General features: G+C 47.3%; 14 protein-coding genes and 3 pseudogenes. 16 read left to right on the top strand and 1 reads right to left on the bottom strand.

Annotated elements, in window-relative coordinates:
- Nucleotides 1-104 precede the first annotated feature (104 nt).
- Both O9H85_RS27600 and O9H85_RS27595 read left to right on the top strand, forming a co-directional pair.
- Nucleotides 105-377 carry a hypothetical protein gene (locus O9H85_RS27600; RefSeq protein WP_269884631.1) on the top strand — a complete coding sequence of 91 codons (273 nt, stop codon included), beginning with the start codon at nt 105-107 and terminating at the stop codon, nt 375-377.
- Nucleotides 361-654 (top strand): hypothetical protein, encoded by a 294-nt coding sequence (locus tag O9H85_RS27595; RefSeq protein WP_269884630.1) that lies wholly within the window; start codon nt 361-363, stop codon nt 652-654. Before O9H85_RS27600 ends, O9H85_RS27595 begins: the two co-directional genes overlap by 17 nt.
- Before the next feature lie 642 nt (nt 655-1,296).
- On the opposite strand, the gene O9H85_RS27590 is transcribed toward O9H85_RS27595, so the two are convergent.
- Nucleotides 1,297-1,551, bottom strand: coding sequence for a transposase (locus tag O9H85_RS27590; protein WP_333474276.1), 255 nt, complete (start codon nt 1,549-1,551; stop codon nt 1,297-1,299).
- Between the two features lie 953 nt (nt 1,552-2,504).
- Here O9H85_RS27590 and O9H85_RS27585 point away from each other — a divergent pair.
- The 14 genes and pseudogenes from O9H85_RS27585 to O9H85_RS27525 all read left to right on the top strand — a co-directional run.
- Nucleotides 2,505-3,224, top strand: a pseudogene (locus tag O9H85_RS27585) (DUF1186 domain-containing protein); the annotation flags it as partial.
- Nucleotides 3,225-3,302: 78 nt separating this feature from the next.
- Nucleotides 3,303-3,407 (top strand): annotated as a pseudogene (locus tag O9H85_RS37930) (SEC-C metal-binding domain-containing protein); the annotation flags it as partial.
- Between the two features lie 188 nt (nt 3,408-3,595).
- Complete coding sequence (locus O9H85_RS27580; RefSeq protein WP_269884628.1) at nt 3,596-4,390, top strand: SEC-C metal-binding domain-containing protein; 795 nt, start codon at nt 3,596-3,598, stop codon at nt 4,388-4,390.
- Between the two features lie 97 nt (nt 4,391-4,487).
- A complete protein-coding gene (locus O9H85_RS27575; RefSeq protein ID WP_269884627.1) occupies nt 4,488-5,474 on the top strand; it encodes a TOTE conflict system archaeo-eukaryotic primase domain-containing protein in 987 nt (328 codons plus the stop codon).
- A 26-nt stretch (nt 5,475-5,500) separates the two neighbouring features.
- Nucleotides 5,501-6,379 carry a DEAD/DEAH box helicase family protein gene (locus tag O9H85_RS27570; protein WP_269884626.1) on the top strand — a complete coding sequence of 293 codons (879 nt, stop codon included), beginning with the start codon at nt 5,501-5,503 and terminating at the stop codon, nt 6,377-6,379.
- Between the two features lie 328 nt (nt 6,380-6,707).
- Nucleotides 6,708-7,508, top strand: a pseudogene (locus O9H85_RS27565) (hypothetical protein); the annotation flags it as partial.
- A 130-nt stretch (nt 7,509-7,638) separates the two neighbouring features.
- Nucleotides 7,639-8,529: a hypothetical protein gene (locus O9H85_RS27560; RefSeq protein WP_269884625.1), complete on the top strand. Its 891-nt coding sequence runs from the start codon at nt 7,639-7,641 to the stop codon at nt 8,527-8,529.
- A 25-nt stretch (nt 8,530-8,554) separates the two neighbouring features.
- Entirely contained in the window at nt 8,555-9,925 is a 1,371-nt protein-coding gene (locus O9H85_RS27555; protein ID WP_269884624.1) for an FAD-binding oxidoreductase, read from the top strand.
- Between the two features lies 1 nt (nt 9,926).
- Nucleotides 9,927-11,312, top strand: coding sequence for a (Fe-S)-binding protein (locus O9H85_RS27550; RefSeq protein WP_269884623.1), 1,386 nt, complete (start codon nt 9,927-9,929; stop codon nt 11,310-11,312).
- Between the two features lie 13 nt (nt 11,313-11,325).
- The gene (locus O9H85_RS27545; RefSeq protein WP_269884622.1) at nt 11,326-12,765 is read left to right on the top strand and encodes an FAD-linked oxidase C-terminal domain-containing protein; all 1,440 of its coding nucleotides are present in this window, start codon (nt 11,326-11,328) and stop codon (nt 12,763-12,765) included.
- A 721-nt stretch (nt 12,766-13,486) separates the two neighbouring features.
- Complete coding sequence (locus tag O9H85_RS27540) at nt 13,487-13,750, top strand: hypothetical protein (RefSeq protein ID WP_269884621.1); 264 nt, start codon at nt 13,487-13,489, stop codon at nt 13,748-13,750.
- A 6-nt stretch (nt 13,751-13,756) separates the two neighbouring features.
- The gene (locus O9H85_RS27535) at nt 13,757-14,611 is read left to right on the top strand and encodes an AraC family transcriptional regulator (protein WP_269884620.1); all 855 of its coding nucleotides are present in this window, start codon (nt 13,757-13,759) and stop codon (nt 14,609-14,611) included.
- 131 nt (nt 14,612-14,742) lie between these two features.
- Nucleotides 14,743-16,131, top strand: coding sequence for a family 4 glycosyl hydrolase (locus O9H85_RS27530; RefSeq protein WP_269884619.1), 1,389 nt, complete (start codon nt 14,743-14,745; stop codon nt 16,129-16,131).
- Nucleotides 16,132-16,202: 71 nt separating this feature from the next.
- On the top strand, nt 16,203-17,558 hold the full coding sequence (locus tag O9H85_RS27525; RefSeq protein WP_269884618.1) for an ABC transporter substrate-binding protein: 1,356 nt from the start codon (nt 16,203-16,205) through the stop codon (nt 17,556-17,558).
- Nucleotides 17,559-17,592 lie beyond the last annotated feature (34 nt).

The raw sequence follows: 17,592 nt of genomic DNA, 5'->3' as shown, positions 1-17,592 counted from the left end.
GCCAATTCGCTCGACAGTTCCGCAATTGACGCGCTCGTACGAGTACCTCGGCTTCGTTGAACAACATTCTTCATTTTTGTTATAATGAACTTGAGGTGAGTGACATGAACCCTTTAAGCGATCAAGCCAAAGAAGAGCTTTTACATGCTCTGGAAGGCAAGCAATCAGGCCTTTTTGTTATTGAGGGCAAGCTGGTTTCTGTGGAAGTGGAGAACTTTGACCCGGACGCGGAAGATGATTCAGATCTGGATTTAGCCCAAGAAATTGAAGATTATCCTGAGCTGAAAGCTTCTCTGCAGAGATACCTCGATCATCCCGACATGAAGGGGTACACGGCCAGTGAATTGAAGGAGAAACGCAGTGCCAGAAGAAGATAATCAGCCATTCGGAGTTGTTTTTAAGGAAGAATTTGATGTGTGTCTGGATCGAATAGAGGAGTTCTTTGTGGAGCAAGGGCCGGAACCGTTGCAATGGTGGTATGCCAAAGAGACCGAGATCATCGACCACATTGAGCGATTACTCTCATTGAATCTTTTTGCTGGACCGGCTGTCGAATGGGGCCAATTTAAAGGGCTATATTTTGTCTTCAAGAACGAAGAGGAAACGTGTGACAAAGTAGATTCAAAAAAACGTACGGAGATAATCAGCCTATGAAACCGGGAAGAGAACGGGAATCTCTGCAGGATGTCAGATGGCTATCGAAAGAGGCTGAACTCATTCGTCAAGTTCAATAAAGTCACGAAGATCGTGAGAGCGGACGCATTTACGGACAAGAAGGCGATCATAAATATTTACAAAGCAAGGTAAGGGAATTTGAGATAGGACAAAACGAATAACATTGTTAATAACTTTTTCTGAGGATCAGAGCCGCTGCTCTAGTCTTCTTTTATTTTGCGGAAATGGGCCGACGTTCGCCGCGGCAACGCGAACGTGCGAAAAGGCTAGAGAATGTGAAAACTAGGCAGTAAAAAGCAGCGGGAGCATTTCGAGGTTATCAATCATTCTGAGGCGATTAGCTACGTTCAGGATGTCCTCGATCGAAATATAGAATTGTCTGTCTGGATATGATTCGAAAGAGAATGATGGTCATAAGAAGGTTTAGGTTTTCATTAAGAAAAAATACGCTTGCCGAAGAAAATTGATGTTGCTGAATTATATTGTTTTGACAAGCATTTATTATAGTTTACGGTCCCCGAAAAATTGGTGATAAGTTGGTGTTAAAACGTAACACCAGCCGTCTTGAACCACCACATCAGAGCAAAATGAGAACGTCAAACCCCCAGTAAAATCAAGGCCTCAGCTGACGTTAGCCCAAATCGGCCTGGAGTCGATGCCCGTTAGCATCGGCAGCAGAAAGTCTTTCAGCTTCAATGCCTGGGTAATGAGGTCAAAAAGAATGGCATAAAACAATTCGTTGCTTACCTTGGCTCGGAAGTTGCTCAGGCAGCTGTGAGCCGGCACCTTTTCGATGTTACGGACACCGATAAAGTTGCGCCATGCCTGATTTTTCGGTTCTTTTAATTGCCTCACCAGTTCTCGAAACGAGGAGATCTACGGGTGTGTAAAGTACAGATAATGCATCCGAAAGCAGATTCTTGGATCAATTGGAGGATGCTGCCATTTTTATAAGGCGGAGCGATCTTCTCGAGCACAATGGAGTCATCCACATGATCGATGTAATCAATTAGTTCCGCATCAAATCCAAGTGTGTTATAAGTAATGGTAAGGTAACAGTTCAAGCTGCAAATCCATGAAAATGCACCTCGCAAAATGGTTTTTTGGGCGGTCGGGATACCTCCATTTTGCCATATTTCGCATAGGTGCATTTTTGTTTTTTATCCGATTTTACACGCTTTTTAAACAGGCTCTTATAGACGCATACTTGGATAACAACTTTGAGCACCCGTATTACTTGGATCTGCATACTGGACAAGTCATTGTGGATATGGATGAAGGGTATACAGGGGAGCCAGGAATCGACTGGGATAATGAGGAAACGCAGAACGTTTCATAGACATTCCAAAGATTGATTCTGATGAAGCGTTCTATGTGATGACGATATTTGCCCGGCGTACCGAATTCGATCCAGAGGATAAGTTGTTTGATGCTCTTAATGGTTACAAACCTTTTCGAAGGTTCAAGGATACCTTTAAGAATTGGAGCACAAAAATAATCATCCTTTTTCACAATCAAAGGGGTAGTTTGTCTTGAACAGACAAGAGTTACAAAAAAAGGTTCGCCATACGGTGCATCAATTGATTCGGGAAAAAGGGTATGCGAGCCAGCTTTATTCTTGAAGATGGGGAAGTTTTCTCCAAAGCTTGTAGAAGAATGGCGATTCGGAAGGGTTCCCTACCTGGAGCGATCCTTCACGATGATTTAACAGATATTTATAATGAATTAGAAGGGAGAGATCGTAAACTAGCTTAAAGTCATTTATTTATATAAGATATATTAGGGTACTCATATTTATAAGAGGCTAACTATTCTGGGGGTTAAAGGTAATGGAACAATTATTACAAACTATTCGATATAATGATGGAAATTTTCCGCGTGATGAGTTGCAACGGATTATTGAACACAAGGAAGAGGCCATTCCTTATTTGCTTCAAATGATGGGTGATCTAAAAGAAGATTATACACTGGTGATAGATCGCCCGACTCGAATTGATTTTATTTATGCTTATTATCTTTTGGCACAGTTTCAGATGAAAGAGCTATTTCCGATCATGGTTGATCTATTATCGATGCCTAGTGATGTTTGTGAAAATATATTTGGAGATGCTATAACTGAAGATATTGGTAGAATACTCGCGTCTGTATACAATGGAAATATTGATTTGCTATTGCGGTTAATCGAGAATCCGGAAGCAAATATGTACGCTCGTGGACAAGCATTGATCGCTCTAGTTGTTCTGGTTTTTAACGGTCAACTCTCGAGAGAGTTCGTCATAAACTATTTCAAGCAACTAATGAACGGCAAGCTTACAGAGACTAACTATTATTTGAATGCAGAGATCGTATGTTGTTGTGACGATCTTTATCCTGAAGAGGTTTATACCGATATTCAGCGCTTGTATGAAGAGCAGGTTATTGAAGCCATAGTCATAGGTATGGATAGCATTGAGAAAACATTAAAGAAAACAAAAGAAGAGGTCTTACGAAGTAATCAACGTTCTTATAAGTTTCAGCTTATAACGGACACAATTAAGGAACTACAAGGATGGGCTTGCTTTCGTCAAGATAATCGGTTCAATAAATCAGCAAATTCCTATTCAAAGAAAGAACGTAGTACGGTTTACGAAGAACCGAAAAGAAATCCTGCTGTAAAGATTGAAAAGATCGGACGCAACGATCCTTGTGCATGCGGCAGTGGAGAGAAGTATAAAAAATGCTGTGGAAGGTAAAGAACAAGTATGAATAAACGTTGGTCAAGCAACCCCAAGCCAGTAAAATTGAGTGTATCCGATAAAATAAGGCTTGAAACTGTCGTAAGTCCATTCATAACGGTTGGCATTTATCGAGCGAAATGAACAATGGTTTCAATAAACGTAAAGTGCATTTTTTAAGTATGTATATAACGGGAGGATTGTGTATGAGCAAACTTACATTGAAATCTGAGATACAAAATGAATGGGAGGACTTCATGCAAGAAGGATATACCTATTCAATGCAAGGAAACTCGGTAGAAGCAGCTCGCGTATGGAGAGAGCTATGGAACAAAATGTATGCCGTTTTGAAAGCAGACGACAGCATAAGTATGGAAGATCTAGATGGTGCATTTCATGGCATGCAGAGCATTTATAATTGGTCGACTGATTTTGAAATGGAACTGGGTAATGCCTCTAAGGAAGTTAGTAGCTTTGCCCAAACCCGAATCGAGTTCTGTAACACGTATATAGCCAAATGCCAAGATAAAAGTGAACCAAATCTTGAGGGAATGAAATGGGCTTTATGCGAATCGTATTTTGATTTGGAAGAAATTGAAGAAGGAGAACGACTCTTCCAAAAGTATCTTGAAGAATCCCCTACCTCAGGTTGGGGTTGGATTGGTTGGTCGGATCAATATGGAATTTTCGCTAAGAAGAACAAAGATAATGAAAAGGCGATGAGAATATTAAAGAAGGCGCTTGAAATTGAAGGACTCCAGGATCGGTTTCATGTATTGGAACGACTTGATGATTTATTTATGGAAATGGGAATGCATCAAGAGGCGGCAGAAGTGAGACAGAAAGTTCTTGATGAAATGAAAACAAAGAACGCTTCTCGCCCCAAAGCAACCTTGCCACCCTTGATAAAAGCAGTGCCTGTTACAAGTGCTAAGATTGGTAGAAATGAACCTTGTCCTTGTGGCAGCGGTTTCAAGCATAAGAAGTGCTGCGGGAAGTAAGAACGGGGAACCGAAATGCGAGAAAAATTCAATAAGATGACTTTTGATCGAAAGTACGTGCCTATCGAATCCTTTGAAAATGAAGAGATATATCGGCATGGAATTTTTGAATGGAACATTTCGAGGATCAACTTATCAAACGTTTGAATCCGTTACAGATGAAATTATCTCCAGGCACCTTGATGCTAAAGTAAACCGCACCATTGGTATCTACCCCATGCTTCAAGACGAAACCTGTTGGTTTCTTGCAATGGATTTCGATAAGCAGAATTGGCAACAAGACGCCGCCGCGGTGATGGAAACTTGTAAGGAATGGCTTATCTCTGCATCCCTTGAACGATCTCGTTCGGGGAATGGAGGACATATCTGGTTGTTTTTTAGCCAACCTGTAGAAGCGAGCATCGCTAGGAAACTGGGAAGTGCTATATTAACAAAGACTATGGAGCGGCGTTATCAGATTTCTTTAGAGTCGTATGATAGGTTGTTTCCAAATCAAGATACGCTCCCTAAAGGTGGCTTTGGGAATTTGATTGCTCTTCCTTTACAGGGAATTCCCCGACGGGAGGGGAACAGTTTATTTGTAGATGAAGCATTTCGACCCTATGATGATCAATGGCGCTATCTTTCAGGAGTAGAAAAGCTTTCTCTAGATCGGGTACAGAGCATAATTTACGAACTAACGAAGGGGGGATCCCCGTTTGGTATCCACTCTTGGAATGATCAAGAAGTTGATGAGAGTCCTTGGATACAAACTGAATCAAACGATCACTCATCCGTTATTTCAGACTCCTTGCCATCCCAAGTCAATGTCGTTATTTCTAATATGATTTATATCGAAAAAAAGGCTTTACCGCCGACTTTCATCCATCGGATTCAAAGTTTGGCTGTCTTTCAAAATCCGGATTTTTATAAAACACAAGCAATGAGGCTGCCGACTTATGGTAAACCAAGAGTTATTGGATGTTATGAGGATTTTGTTCAATATATAGCCATTCCTAGGGGCTGTTTTGAGATGATGGATTTAATGAAAACTCATCAAATTGAAGCCGTTATTTCGGAAGACGTAATCCAGGGAATACAATAGATGTTGCTTTTAACGGAACGCTTTCTATGTTACAAGACGGTGCAGCTAGATCCATGTTGTCGCACAACACGGGGATTTTATCCGCAACAACAGCTTTTGGAAAGACAGTAGTAGCCGCCTCAATCATTGCTTCCAGAAAGGTAAACACTTTGGTATCAGTCCATAGAAGAGAGCTCATGGATCAATGGAGGGAGCGACTCGGCACTTTTCTTAATCTCGATAAGAAAAATATCGGCATTGTTGGTGGCGGCAAGGATAAGCGAACGGGTATCGTGGATATTGCAATCATACAAAGCTTAAATCAAAAGGGCAGCGTTAAAGATTTCGTCGAGGAGTACGGCCAAATTATCGTGGATGAGTGCCATCACGTATCGGCGTTCGGCTTCGAACAAGTATTGAAAAAAGTGAAGGCCAAATATGTATTGGGATTAACGGCAACTCCAACGCGGCAGGATGGACATCAACCGATCGTATTAATGCAATGTGGTCCCATTCGAATCAAAATTGATGCTAAGTCGCAAGCACAAGCTCGAGGGTTTGAACATAAAGTAGTACCTCGGTATACGGATTTTCGTCTACCAGTAAGCGTGAACTCTCGTAGCATTCAAGAGATATATCAGTTTTTGGTGCAAGACGATACTGAAGAGCGGGTATTTATAGCAACTGGGAAATTAATCGGGGAGGGCTTTGACGATGCTCGGCTAGATACATTGTTCTTAGTTCATCCGATCTCCTGGAAAGGGACTCTCCAGCAATATGCGGGGCGGCTCCACCGTGCTCACCAGAGTAAGCAGGTCGTACAGATTTATGATTATGTGGACTTGCAGGTGCCTTTGCTTATGGCCATGTACAAAAAACGTGTCAAGGGTTATCAGGCGATGGGATATCACGGTATGAACCTTTGATGAGAAAGTAACATTTAAGATAGATAATTGCCGGTAATATCTCAATTATAGGATAATGCAAAAGAGCCAAGTCGATTAGGACAAGGCTCTTTTTATATTGCACGGTTTAACTCAAAGTGAGTTAACTCCAAACATGTTTTCAAATTCTATAACATAAGCATAATCATGACATCGAGATAAGGGGGAGGGAAGACTTTGTCGCTTTGGATCGGATGGCTTGGCGGAGGTGTCGCGGATGCCGGAGAGATCTTCTTTTCACGTGTACGAAAAGAAGCGGAGAAAAGAACGATCCATCTATATGGGCGGGAGTCAGGATCGAACCAGCTTGAAAATGCGCGGCTCCGAGGAAGTGGCGTTTGCGAATGAGCTTTTTAACCGTGTCGAAGACTCGCTTGAGCTGAAACGTTATTCGCTGAAAATTAGCGTGATGGATGAGGAACGTCGCACTTCCTTGAACTTGAAAGCCTGCATTCGGGAGGTCAAGGACCGGATCGTCTTTATTAATACGGGCTTCCTCGACCGGACCGGCGACGAAATGCACACCTCCATGGAAGCAGGTTCGATGATTCGCAAAAACAGCATGAAGTCCTCCCGATGGCTGCGCTTATGAGCGGTCGAATGTCAGCGTAGGGCTGGCCTGCGGCTTACAGGGACGTGCCCCAGATCGGTAAAGGCATGTGGGCTACGCCGGATCTGATGAAGGAAATGCTGAAGCAAAAAATCGCCCAGCTCCAAGCCGGCTGCAATACCGCATGGGTGCCCTCCCCTACTGCAGGTACACTGCACGCGCTTCACTATCATCAAGTGGATGTCACGAAGGTGCAAAACCAATTGAAAGAAATCAGAGTCAATTACCAAGATGAGATCTTGGACTTCCCAGTTGAAAAAGCTCCGCAATGGAGCCCCGAGGAAATTCAACAGGAGCTGGACAACAATGCGCAGGGAATTCTTGGGTACGTGGTTCGCTGAATACCGTCCGATGTCCGGCAATTACGAGCAATCGGTGGCCTTCCAAGCCGCTTGCTAGCTGGTTTTCCAAGGCTATGAGCAGCCGAACGGCTATACGGAGCCGATTCTGCACCGCAGACGGTTGGAATTTAAGGCCAAGGTATTCGCGCAAAATATGTAATGGAAGTTTTGAAGAAAGGGGGGCTTTGGCCCCTTTTATACCAACAACATACTAAAAACAATAATAAAAATAAACAAGGATCATATAATTTAGTTATTGTTTTGGAATTCCTTATAGGAGTTGTTGCAGATTGAAAGACGATATTCGTCAGTATGTGAAAATTGGCATCGTCCATCATGCGGCGTTTCCTTTAGCCGGTTCCAAGCCCGGGGGCATCCTGGAATCGATCATGGACATTGCACGTGATCCTTTTTTTGACGCAATAGAGCTGGCCTCGATCCCGGATTCAGCCGTGCGGACAGAGGTCAAGCAGCTCTTGCTCAGCAGCGGAATGCTGGTATGCTATCATGCCATGCCGAAAGGACAAGCGAAACAGATTAACTTAGGGAGCCTGATCGAGTACGAGAGGCTTGAGGCCATACAATGGATAAAAGAAGCAGTCGATGAGGCTTACGAGATGCATGCTGAAATGTTTACAATTTCGGATGAGTTCATTTCGGGGGCCTTTTTTCGTAAGCAGACACTTCAAGCTTTGGAGAAGTCGCTCAAAGAAATCTGTCGCTATACTGCTATCAAGGGAGCGATGAAGGTAGCTTATGGGCCGCCGCTCTCTTTTTCCGAAACTGAACCCTCTAAAGAGACGATCGGAAAAATTTCCGGCCTAGGGGTATTCATCGATGTAGATCAGCTGCCTGGCCATTACGAAATGAATGATCGAAACATGAAGCATGTGAAAAAGCAGCTGATCTATTCCCGAATGGGAAACTGCTGCAAGGACGGGCGATACCATGCGCTCATGTCCGCTAAGAGCCAGGCCGTGAACACGGAGCAGCTGGTACACTTTTTAAGGAATCTCTGCAAGGTGGACTACATAGGGGAAGGCAAACAGAAGGTGCTGACCTTTAATGTAAAGCCGATGGAGAACGAATCTCCGCACGCGGTCATTGCCAATGGCAAACGCACCCTGCTTGAAGCTTGGAGGCTGCTGCAGCGCCATCCGGCGATTTGGCCCGAATGTTAATTTCGAAACGCTTGGAGGTTAATACATGGATGGCATCAAAGGGAAGCTTAGCCATGGACAAATCCGATCATCCTTGGCAAGGATCACCGGTGAAAATCATTTGCTGCCGGGTGACAGTCAGCATTGCGAATACCGTATCAACGCTTCTCTGAGAGCGCTGCCAACAAGCGAAAGGCAGGTTGTAGACATCCTTCGCTTTGCGGATGAGCACCGGTTATCGGTTGCGCCTCAAGGAGGAGGCACCAAGGACGCGTATGGACAATCCGTTAAAGCGGTGGATTTGATCCTCTCGATGAAAGGCATGTCCGGTGTGTTGGAGCATTCAGCAGGTGATTTGATGGTTACTGTTTTAGCCGGAACGACGTTTCGGGAGCTTCAAGAGACGTTGAAGCCAGCAGGACAGTTTTTGCCGCTGGATGCCGCATGGGACGATCAATCAACGATCGGCGGCATTGTGAATGCCGGTACGTCCGGTCCGCTCAGGGCCGGCTATGGTTCCGTTCGAGATTTTCTCATCGCTTCCCGCATTGTGTATCCGAACGGGGAAGTCATTCGTACTGGGGCCAAGGTCGTGAAGAATGTTGCCGGCTACGATATGAATAAGCTGTTTATCGGCTCCATGGGGACATTAGGTTTGCATACCGAATTTACGTTTAAAATCAGACCGATTCCTGCGGGGCGAAGTCTGCTGGTCATCGGGAACGCCCGCGTCGACACGCTGCGCATGCTGCAGAATGCACTTCTCGACTCTCAGCTGGAGCCATGTGTTTTTGAGTGGCTCAATCCAACAGCCGCCCAATCGCTTGAAGTCGATACGCAGGGCCCAGTCGTCCTGATAGGCTTTGCCGATGTATGGTCCTCTGTGGATGAGCAGGCTCGCCAAGTCGGGCAGCTTTGCCGAGATTTAGGGGCCGTAATCCTTGCTGAGCTTCGAGGAGCCGAAGAATCGGAGGCGGTACTGTCTAAGATACGGAGCATCCTGCCTAATGCGAACCTTGTGGAAGACAGTCAGACGATTGTATCGATGAAGCTTGTGGGTAAGCTTACCGACGTACAGGCAATATATGAGGCTGCGGAAACGCGGGCCGTACAGCATGGCGTTTCCTTGAGGTTCAGCGGCGGAGCATACACCGGCATCGCGAGGGCAACGGTGGAAGGGGCGGGAGGAGAGGCGACGAACGTTCATGGGCGGCTTACCGCTTGGATACGCGATATGCAAAGTGAAATGAGACAACAGGGCATTCGGACCGTAGTAGATTTCGCCCCCGGCACGATCCGCAGACAAATCGCGATTTGGGATGAGGCGACTGCAGACCAAAAGATTATGCGAGGGATCAAACGAACGATAGATCCGAACGAAACACTAAATCCTGGACGTATTATTGGAGGATTATGAGATGTCCAAAGACTCGAAAGCAATCACCTCGGAAAATATCTTGTTTCCGAAATCGAATTATCTTTGGGAGGACTCACCGGACCCCGCCAAATTTTCCGAATGCGTACATTGCGGCATGTGCCTGGAGTCTTGTCCGACCTATCAACAGACCGGGCTCGAAGCCCACTCTCCTCGTGGGCGAGTGTACTTAATCAAGTCCGTCGCGGAAGGGAAGCTTCAGTTGAATGACTTTTTCGCGGCTCCGGTCAATGCTTGCTTGGATTGCCGCGCTTGTGAAACGGCATGCCCGTCCGGCGTTCAGGTAGGCGCACTGGTTGAGGAGGCTCGAGGACAGCTGTACAAAGCGTCTCCCCCTTCCGGCTTCCCCGGATTATTGAACAAGCTCTTCTTACGCGGACTGTTCCCGTATGCATCCAGAATGAGAATGCTGTCGCAGCTTACCCGGCTTTATCAGCGGTCCGGTCTCAGAAAATTGGCGCGCCGGTCCGGTCTGCTGCGAATACTGCCTGCGCATTTGCAGGAGATGGAACGGGCGCTTCCTGATCTCAAGTCCAAGCCGGTGCTGGGCAGGATAGATAAGCTGCTTGCTCCAATCGGTAACAAGAGAGCAAAAGTGGCTGTGCTTACCGGCTGTGTGATGGATGCCGTTTTTGCTGACATCAATGAAGCGACCATTAACGTGCTTCGGCATAACGGCTGTGAGGTATGGATTCCTCAAGACCAATCCTGCTGCGGCGCTTTGCACGTCCATGCCGGTGACCGGGACATGGCTAAGCAGCTGGCCAAACGCAATATTGACGCCTTCTTGTCCGAGGAGATCGATGCGGTGATCATTAACGCAGCCGGATGCGGGTCTACCTTGAAGGAATATGGCGAATTATTAAAGTCGGATCCGGACTACGCGGAAAAGGCGCGTCTTTTCGCTGAAAAGACCGTCGACGTATCCAGCTTCCTCGACAAGCTTGGATTGATTCCGCCGCAGGGCGAGCTCGATCTGACCATCACTTATCATGATGCTTGTCATTTAGCCCATGCTCAGGGGATTCGCATAGAGCCTCGGAGACTGCTTGCTTCCGTTCCGGGAGTCAGGCTCATTGCACTGCCGGACTCGGACCGCTGCTGCGGCAGCGCCGGAGTTTATAATCTGACGCATCCGGAGATGGCTGGCGAGCTGCTTGACCGTAAAATAGGCGACCTCCCAGGCGGCTGCGATGCTGTGGTGATGGGCAACCCTGGCTGCATGATGCAATTTATGGTCGGTGTTGTGCGTCATGATCGATCGGAGCAAATCCTTCATACGATTCAGGTCTTGGATTGGGCTTACCGTGGCCGTGGAGAGAAGAAATCGAATAAAACGGAGAACGAAGGATGCTCTGAAGCGTCTTAGGAGGGCTAGCCATATGGATTCACAAGTAAAAGCGGCTATTATTCAGCGATTCGAGAACATTGTCGGGTCCCGAGCGGTACTGCACCGTTATGAGGATCTGCTTGCCTATGAATGTGATGGCTATACCGTTCATAAAGGGGTGCCTTCCCTTGTGGTGTTTCCCAAATCCACACAGGAGGTGTCCGAGGTCGTTCGGATTTTGCACCAGTACCGGATTCCCTACATCCCAAGAGGAGCGGGAACGGGGTTAAGCGGCGGCGCTACGGCTTTGAACGGGGAGGTCATCATCAGCTTGGCCCGCATGAATAAGCTTATTGAGGTGGACTATCTGAATCGGAGAGCTGTGGTGCAGCCGGGATACATCAATCTCAAGCTGTCGAATTCCATCTCCTCCAAGGGCTATTATTACGCCCCCGATCCGTCCAGTCAGGCGGCCTGTACCATAGGAGGCAATGTAGGCGAGAATGCAGGAGGTGCACACTGTCTAAAGTATGGCGTCACCACGAATCATGTGATTGGACTGGAGCTAGTGCTGCCCGATGGGGAAATTGTGCAGATCGGGGGAGTCCCGGATGCTCCGGGCTATGATCTGCTTGGATTTTTGACCGGATCCGAAGGGACCATGGGGATCGTGACCGAAATCACCGTACGTATCCTTAAAAAGCCAGAGGGCATCCTTACCGTGCTGGCTTTATATGATGACGTGAACGATGCAAGTCAAGCGGTTTCCGATATCATCGCCGAGGGCATTGTGCCGGCGGCGCTTGAGATGATGGATCGGACGGCTATTGAAGGCGTGGAATCGGGGAACTACCCGGTGGGGTATCCCCATGATTTGGGGGCTGTACTCATTGTTGAGGTGGACGGCGTCATCGCGGGCTTGCAGGAGCAAATTGATCGAGTCATTGCCGTATGCCGTAAGCATCGGGTGCGTGAGGTTCGCCAAGCGAAGAGTCCTGAGGAGCGGGCGCGCTGGTGGGCTAACCGCAAAACGGCCTTCGGCGCGATGGGCACTATTTCTCCTGACTATCTGGTGCAGGATGGCGTCATTCCCCGCAGCAGACTGCCGGAGGTATTGAACCGGATCGGCGAGGTTAGCCGAAAATATAACCTTCGGATTGCCAATGTCTTTCACGCCGGCGACGGCAATTTACACCCTTTAATTCTTTATAATTCTCAGAACGAAGGAGAGACACAACGTGCGGTCCAAGCAGGCTCTGAGGTTCTGAAGGTGTGCGCCGATGTAGGCGGGTCCATTACCGGTGAGCATGGCGTAGGCGTGGAAAAAATGGAGGATATGCGGTTCATTTTCACCGAGGAGGAAATGCAGGCGCAGATCCGGATACGGGATGTGTTCAATCCCGACCAGCTGTGCAATCCTGGGAAAATATTCCCCAGACCGGCCCGATGCGTCGAATTGAAGCAGCCTAAAGTCGCTTATGCCAGCTCCTGATGGGAAAAACCGGGGTCACTCAACCGATCTTATTCGGCCGTTGCCGAATAAGATCGATTCTTTATTGATGCGTGCCTAAAAGCACGCGTCCTCTGGCTAGTGAAAGTTCGGTCACGTGATGGGCCAAGCAAGCCCACGTGTAGCTAGGATAACTACGTATGGTGAAATCTGTGCGTAGAATCGTAACGAAAGTACCTGTCTGAGAAACAGTGGATAGATTGAACTCGCGGATTAATCTTATGTATAAACATTCACGATATCTTTATATTATTAAGTTGAAAATACTAATATAATGGTCGTCAGAATAAGACGACCATGAAGAAAAAAATTGCTATTAAACCATGATATTCAAAGGTCTGTTATGCGTTCGTTCTATCGGGCATTGATAAAAATTGCATCGTCCGAAAAATACAGCATGGCCCAGGCTTAGCAATCCGGTATAGCCTCAGATCAGGTTAAGGGAAAAGGAATCAAACCAAATAATTTATTAATAAATTCAACTGCAGAGAGGACAGACGAATGAGTGCATTCGACCTGCCCTTTCTTTATCATATGCAGGACATCGATTCCTGTGATTGTGTGTTCTGTAGTTTCAAAGGACTTGAAACCCAGCATTGGTTTAATGACATTCTTTTATGAATCGATTGCAATTTCTCGAATTTCCGCTAAAGTGGCGGACATTGGGGCAATCCGGAAGGATTTCATTTAAAGGGAATTGCTTTTGTTCTATATGTGTCTGGCCGAATATGTGAACCTTCATGTAACCACCGAATTAAAGGCCAGCGGGCAAATGGCGAATGCCGTTATCATTCAAAGAATCAGCAAGATCGTCGGCAATTTGCTGGGCGGCGTCAGTGCATCGATGATCGGACTACAATCCACCTTTTTGATCAACTCCATCATTTGCTTGGCAGCGGTAGCGTTGTTCTGGATTATGGCTCAGCGTCTCAAAGAAAACGATTCATATGTTGGGAATAGGGGATGATCACTGATGGAACAATATCAAATCGATTTCCAGCATTCGTTCGATTCCTTTTTCATTGAACGCATCAAAAGAACGGAATCGTTCAATATGACTGCAAACGACTGCCACGACGTCTACGAGATTTATTACATGCTTTCCGGAGAAAGATACTATTTTATCCAAAACAGAAATTATTTGGTGAGAAAAGGCGATTTGGTCATTATCAACTTTAATGAGCTGCACAAAACGACGGATGCGTCCAATGTGGTTCATGAACGGATTCTGATCAATTTCCGGCCGAAATTTCTTAAAGACATGCCGATTAAAAAAGACGGCGTAGATTTGTTGTCTTGTTTCCGGCCGTCCCGGATTTTGCGGTTGACGCTCGAAGAACAGCATTTTGTCGAAACACTGCTGAAAAAAATGATCAAAGAGGAGAATTGCCGCCCGATCGGTTACGAGCTCCATGTGAAAGTGCTGTTAATCGAATTATTATTGTTTATCGCCAGATATAACAGCGACCATTGGGAGTGCAATTTTACGTTCCAAAATGCGCTGCACGAAAAAATTTCAGAGATCGTTTCCTTTATGTGCAAAAACTATCACGAGAAAATATCGCTCAGAACGATAGAAAATCAATTTTTTATTAGTCCGTATTACTTCAGCCGATCGTTTAAGAAAATTACCGGGGTCACCTTCGTGGAATATTTAAACCGGATTCGCGTGCTGGAAGGCCAGAGACTGCTGAAAGACACGAGCAAACCGATCACTTGCATCGCGGAAGAAATCGGTTACGACAGCGTCACTCATTTCGAAAGAAAATTTAAAGAAATTACCGGGTTGGCCCCGATGAATTTTAGAAAATCGGTCAAACTTCAGTAAATTTCTTGCGGAGAGCAAAATAGGTTGAAAAACCGAAAAGCAAGCAATAAACGTATAGCTCATTATTTATTTTTTGCTGTATAAGTGAAGATATATCGGGAGGAATTCCTATAAGGAGGGAGAGTCTGGACATGGAATATAGCGGCAACCAGGTAAAGGATATCAACATAGCCTACATCGGCGGAGGATCCAAGGGGTGGGCCTGGGCTCTTATGGGAGATTTGGCCATGGAGAGCGATTTATCCGGCACGGTCAAGCTTTATGACCTCAACTACGAGGCCGCGCATGTAAACAGCATGATCGGCAATAGCCTAAACAGGCGCGACGACGTGAAGGGAAAATGGCAATATCAATCCGTCGAAACGTTGGAAAAAGCTTTGACGGGGGCGGACTTCGTCATCATCTCCATCTTGCCCGGCACGTTTAAGGAGATGACGTCTGATGTCAATCTCCCGCAGGAGTACGGCATCTACCAGTCCGTGGGAGACACGACGGGACCCGGCGGTATTGTAAGAGCCCTCCGCACGATTCCGATGTACGTGGAAATGGCGGAAGCGATAAAAGCGTATTGTCCCGACGCCTGGGTCATCAATTATACGAATCCCATGACTCTTTGCACCAGGACGCTAACGGAAATATTCCCGGAAATCAAGGTGATGGGCTGCTGTCACGAAATATTCGGCGCGCAGAAGCTTCTAGCCTCGATGCTGAAGGATTTGAAGGGAATCGAGGACGTGGGGTACAGAGATATTACGGTCAACGTGCTCGGCATTAACCATTTTACCTGGATTGACGAGGCTTCCTATCAAGGGACGGATTTGATGCCCATTTATCGCGAATTTGTGGACCGGTATTACGAATCCGGCTACGAAGAGAAGCCCGGCCAATGGATGAACAGCTTTTTCTCGTCGGCGTGCCGCGTCCAATTCGATCTGTTTCGCAGATACGGCCTCCTTGCGGCGTCGGGCGACAGGCATTTGGCGGAATTCATGCCGCGGGCATGGTATTTGAAGGATCCCGAAACGGTGAAATCCTGGAAGTTCTCTTTGACTCCGATCGATTTTCGGATGAAGAGACAGGAGGAGCTTGCGCATAAAAGCAAACGGCTTGCCGCAGGCCAAGAAAGCGTGCAGCTGAAGCCTTCCGGCGAAGAAGGGATCTGTATGATGAAAGCGCTTTTGGGATTGGGCGATTTCGTCACCAACGTGAATGTGCCGAATCAAGGCCAAATCAAAGGATTGCCGCTTGGCTCGGTTGTGGAAACAAATGCTCTTCTCGTAAGGGACGGCGTAAAGCCGGTACTGGCGGGACAGCTTCCCCTGGATATCGAAAATCTGGTGGCGCGGCATGTGCTGAATCAGGAGACGGTGCTGAAGGCGGCGCTGCGCAAGGATAAGTCTCTCGCGTTCCGGGCTTTCTTGAACGACCCGTTGGTATCCATCGATATCGGCGCCGCCGAGCAATTATTCGAACGCATGCTGCAAAATACGAAAGCGTACTTGCCCGGGTGGGATGTGTAATCCGAGCCGGGTCCGGCACCGGTTGTCCAAAAGGGTCTGCATCATACTATGATTTGGAGGTCGTTCGGCCAATGATGAAAAACAAGTGGATGTCCGCGTTTACCCTAATCTTCCTGTCGACAGCGCTGATAGCCGGCTGCAGCACAGGGGGAAACGGGAATGCCGCCAAACCGGAAGCGAAGAAGCCCGAAACTGCGGACACGCCGAAGAATGAAGGCACACCGCAGCAAATCACATTGAGGGTCGGGTGGTGGGGCTCCCAGGACCGGGCCAATCGCACTCTGAACGCGGTTAAAATATTTGAGCAGCAAAATCCGAATATCAAAATTTCTACGGAATTTTTAGGATGGGACGGCTACTGGGAAAAAATGTCTACGGAAGCCGCCGCCAAAAATTTGCCGGACGTCATGCAGATGGACGACGCCTATTTGCCGGACTATGTGCAGCGCGGACTTCTTGAGGATATGACGCCTTACGTAGCGTCCGGCGCGCTGAATTTGAAAGATGTGGATGACAGCTATGTGGCCGCCGGAAGGCTCAACAATAAGTTGTATGCGCTTAACCTGGGAGCGAACGCCGTGGCGATCGCTTACGACCCGGCCCTGTTCGAGAAAGCCGGCGTTCAGGAGCTGAAACCTGGGTATACGTGGGATGACTATGCCAATACGGCACGTCAGCTGCAGCAAAAATTAGGCAAAGGGGTATACGGGACGCCGCTGTCCAACGGCATCGACAGCTTCAAGCAGTTTTTGATGGAGCGGGGCGCTTTCTTGTACAACAAGGACGGCACCGGCTTGGGCTATGACGATGATAAGCTTGTCGTGGAGTGGTTTACGTACTGGAACAACCTGCGTCAGGACAAAGTCGCTCCTCCGCCGGAAATGACCGCCAGCTTGACGGCGCTGGAGGACCAATTGATTGTGCATCAGAAGACGCCGTTCCTGTCGCTCCACAGCAATCAAATCGTGGCGGTGACCAAATCGGCGAACCGGCCGATCAAGCTGATCGAATACCCGAGCTATCCGGGCGGACAAAAGCCCCAATATTTGAAGCCGTCGCAATATTTCTCGGTCACGAGCAGCTCTAAGCAAAAAGACGCGGCGATCAAATTCATCGACTTTTTCACAAACGACCTGAAAGCCAATGAAGCGCTGGGCGGGGAACGCGGCGTGCCGATTGCCGGCAAAGTACGGGAAAACCTGAAGCAGCAGCTGGACCCCGCAGCAAAAATCGCATTCGATTACGTCGATTATGTAGGCAAAAACTTTCCCCCTCTTACGTACAAAGATCCTGCGGCGGCCAGCGAAATCAATGAGACTTTGTACAAAAACATATCGGATAAGGTGAATTACGGGCAGCTTACGCCGGAGCAAGCGGCCAAGGAGTTCCGCCAGCAAGCCGAAAAAATCTTTAAGACGAAAAAATAAGTCGGTTCCTCCGGAGGGGTGGCACTAATGGTAA

The organism is Paenibacillus gyeongsangnamensis (genome assembly GCF_027533625.1).
In the GTDB taxonomy this organism is placed as follows: Bacteria; Bacillota; Bacilli; order Paenibacillales; family NBRC-103111; genus Paenibacillus_G; species Paenibacillus_G gyeongsangnamensis.
The sequence above is the reverse complement of the archived record's forward strand: the minus strand, read 5'-3'. Positions and strand labels throughout refer to the sequence as shown.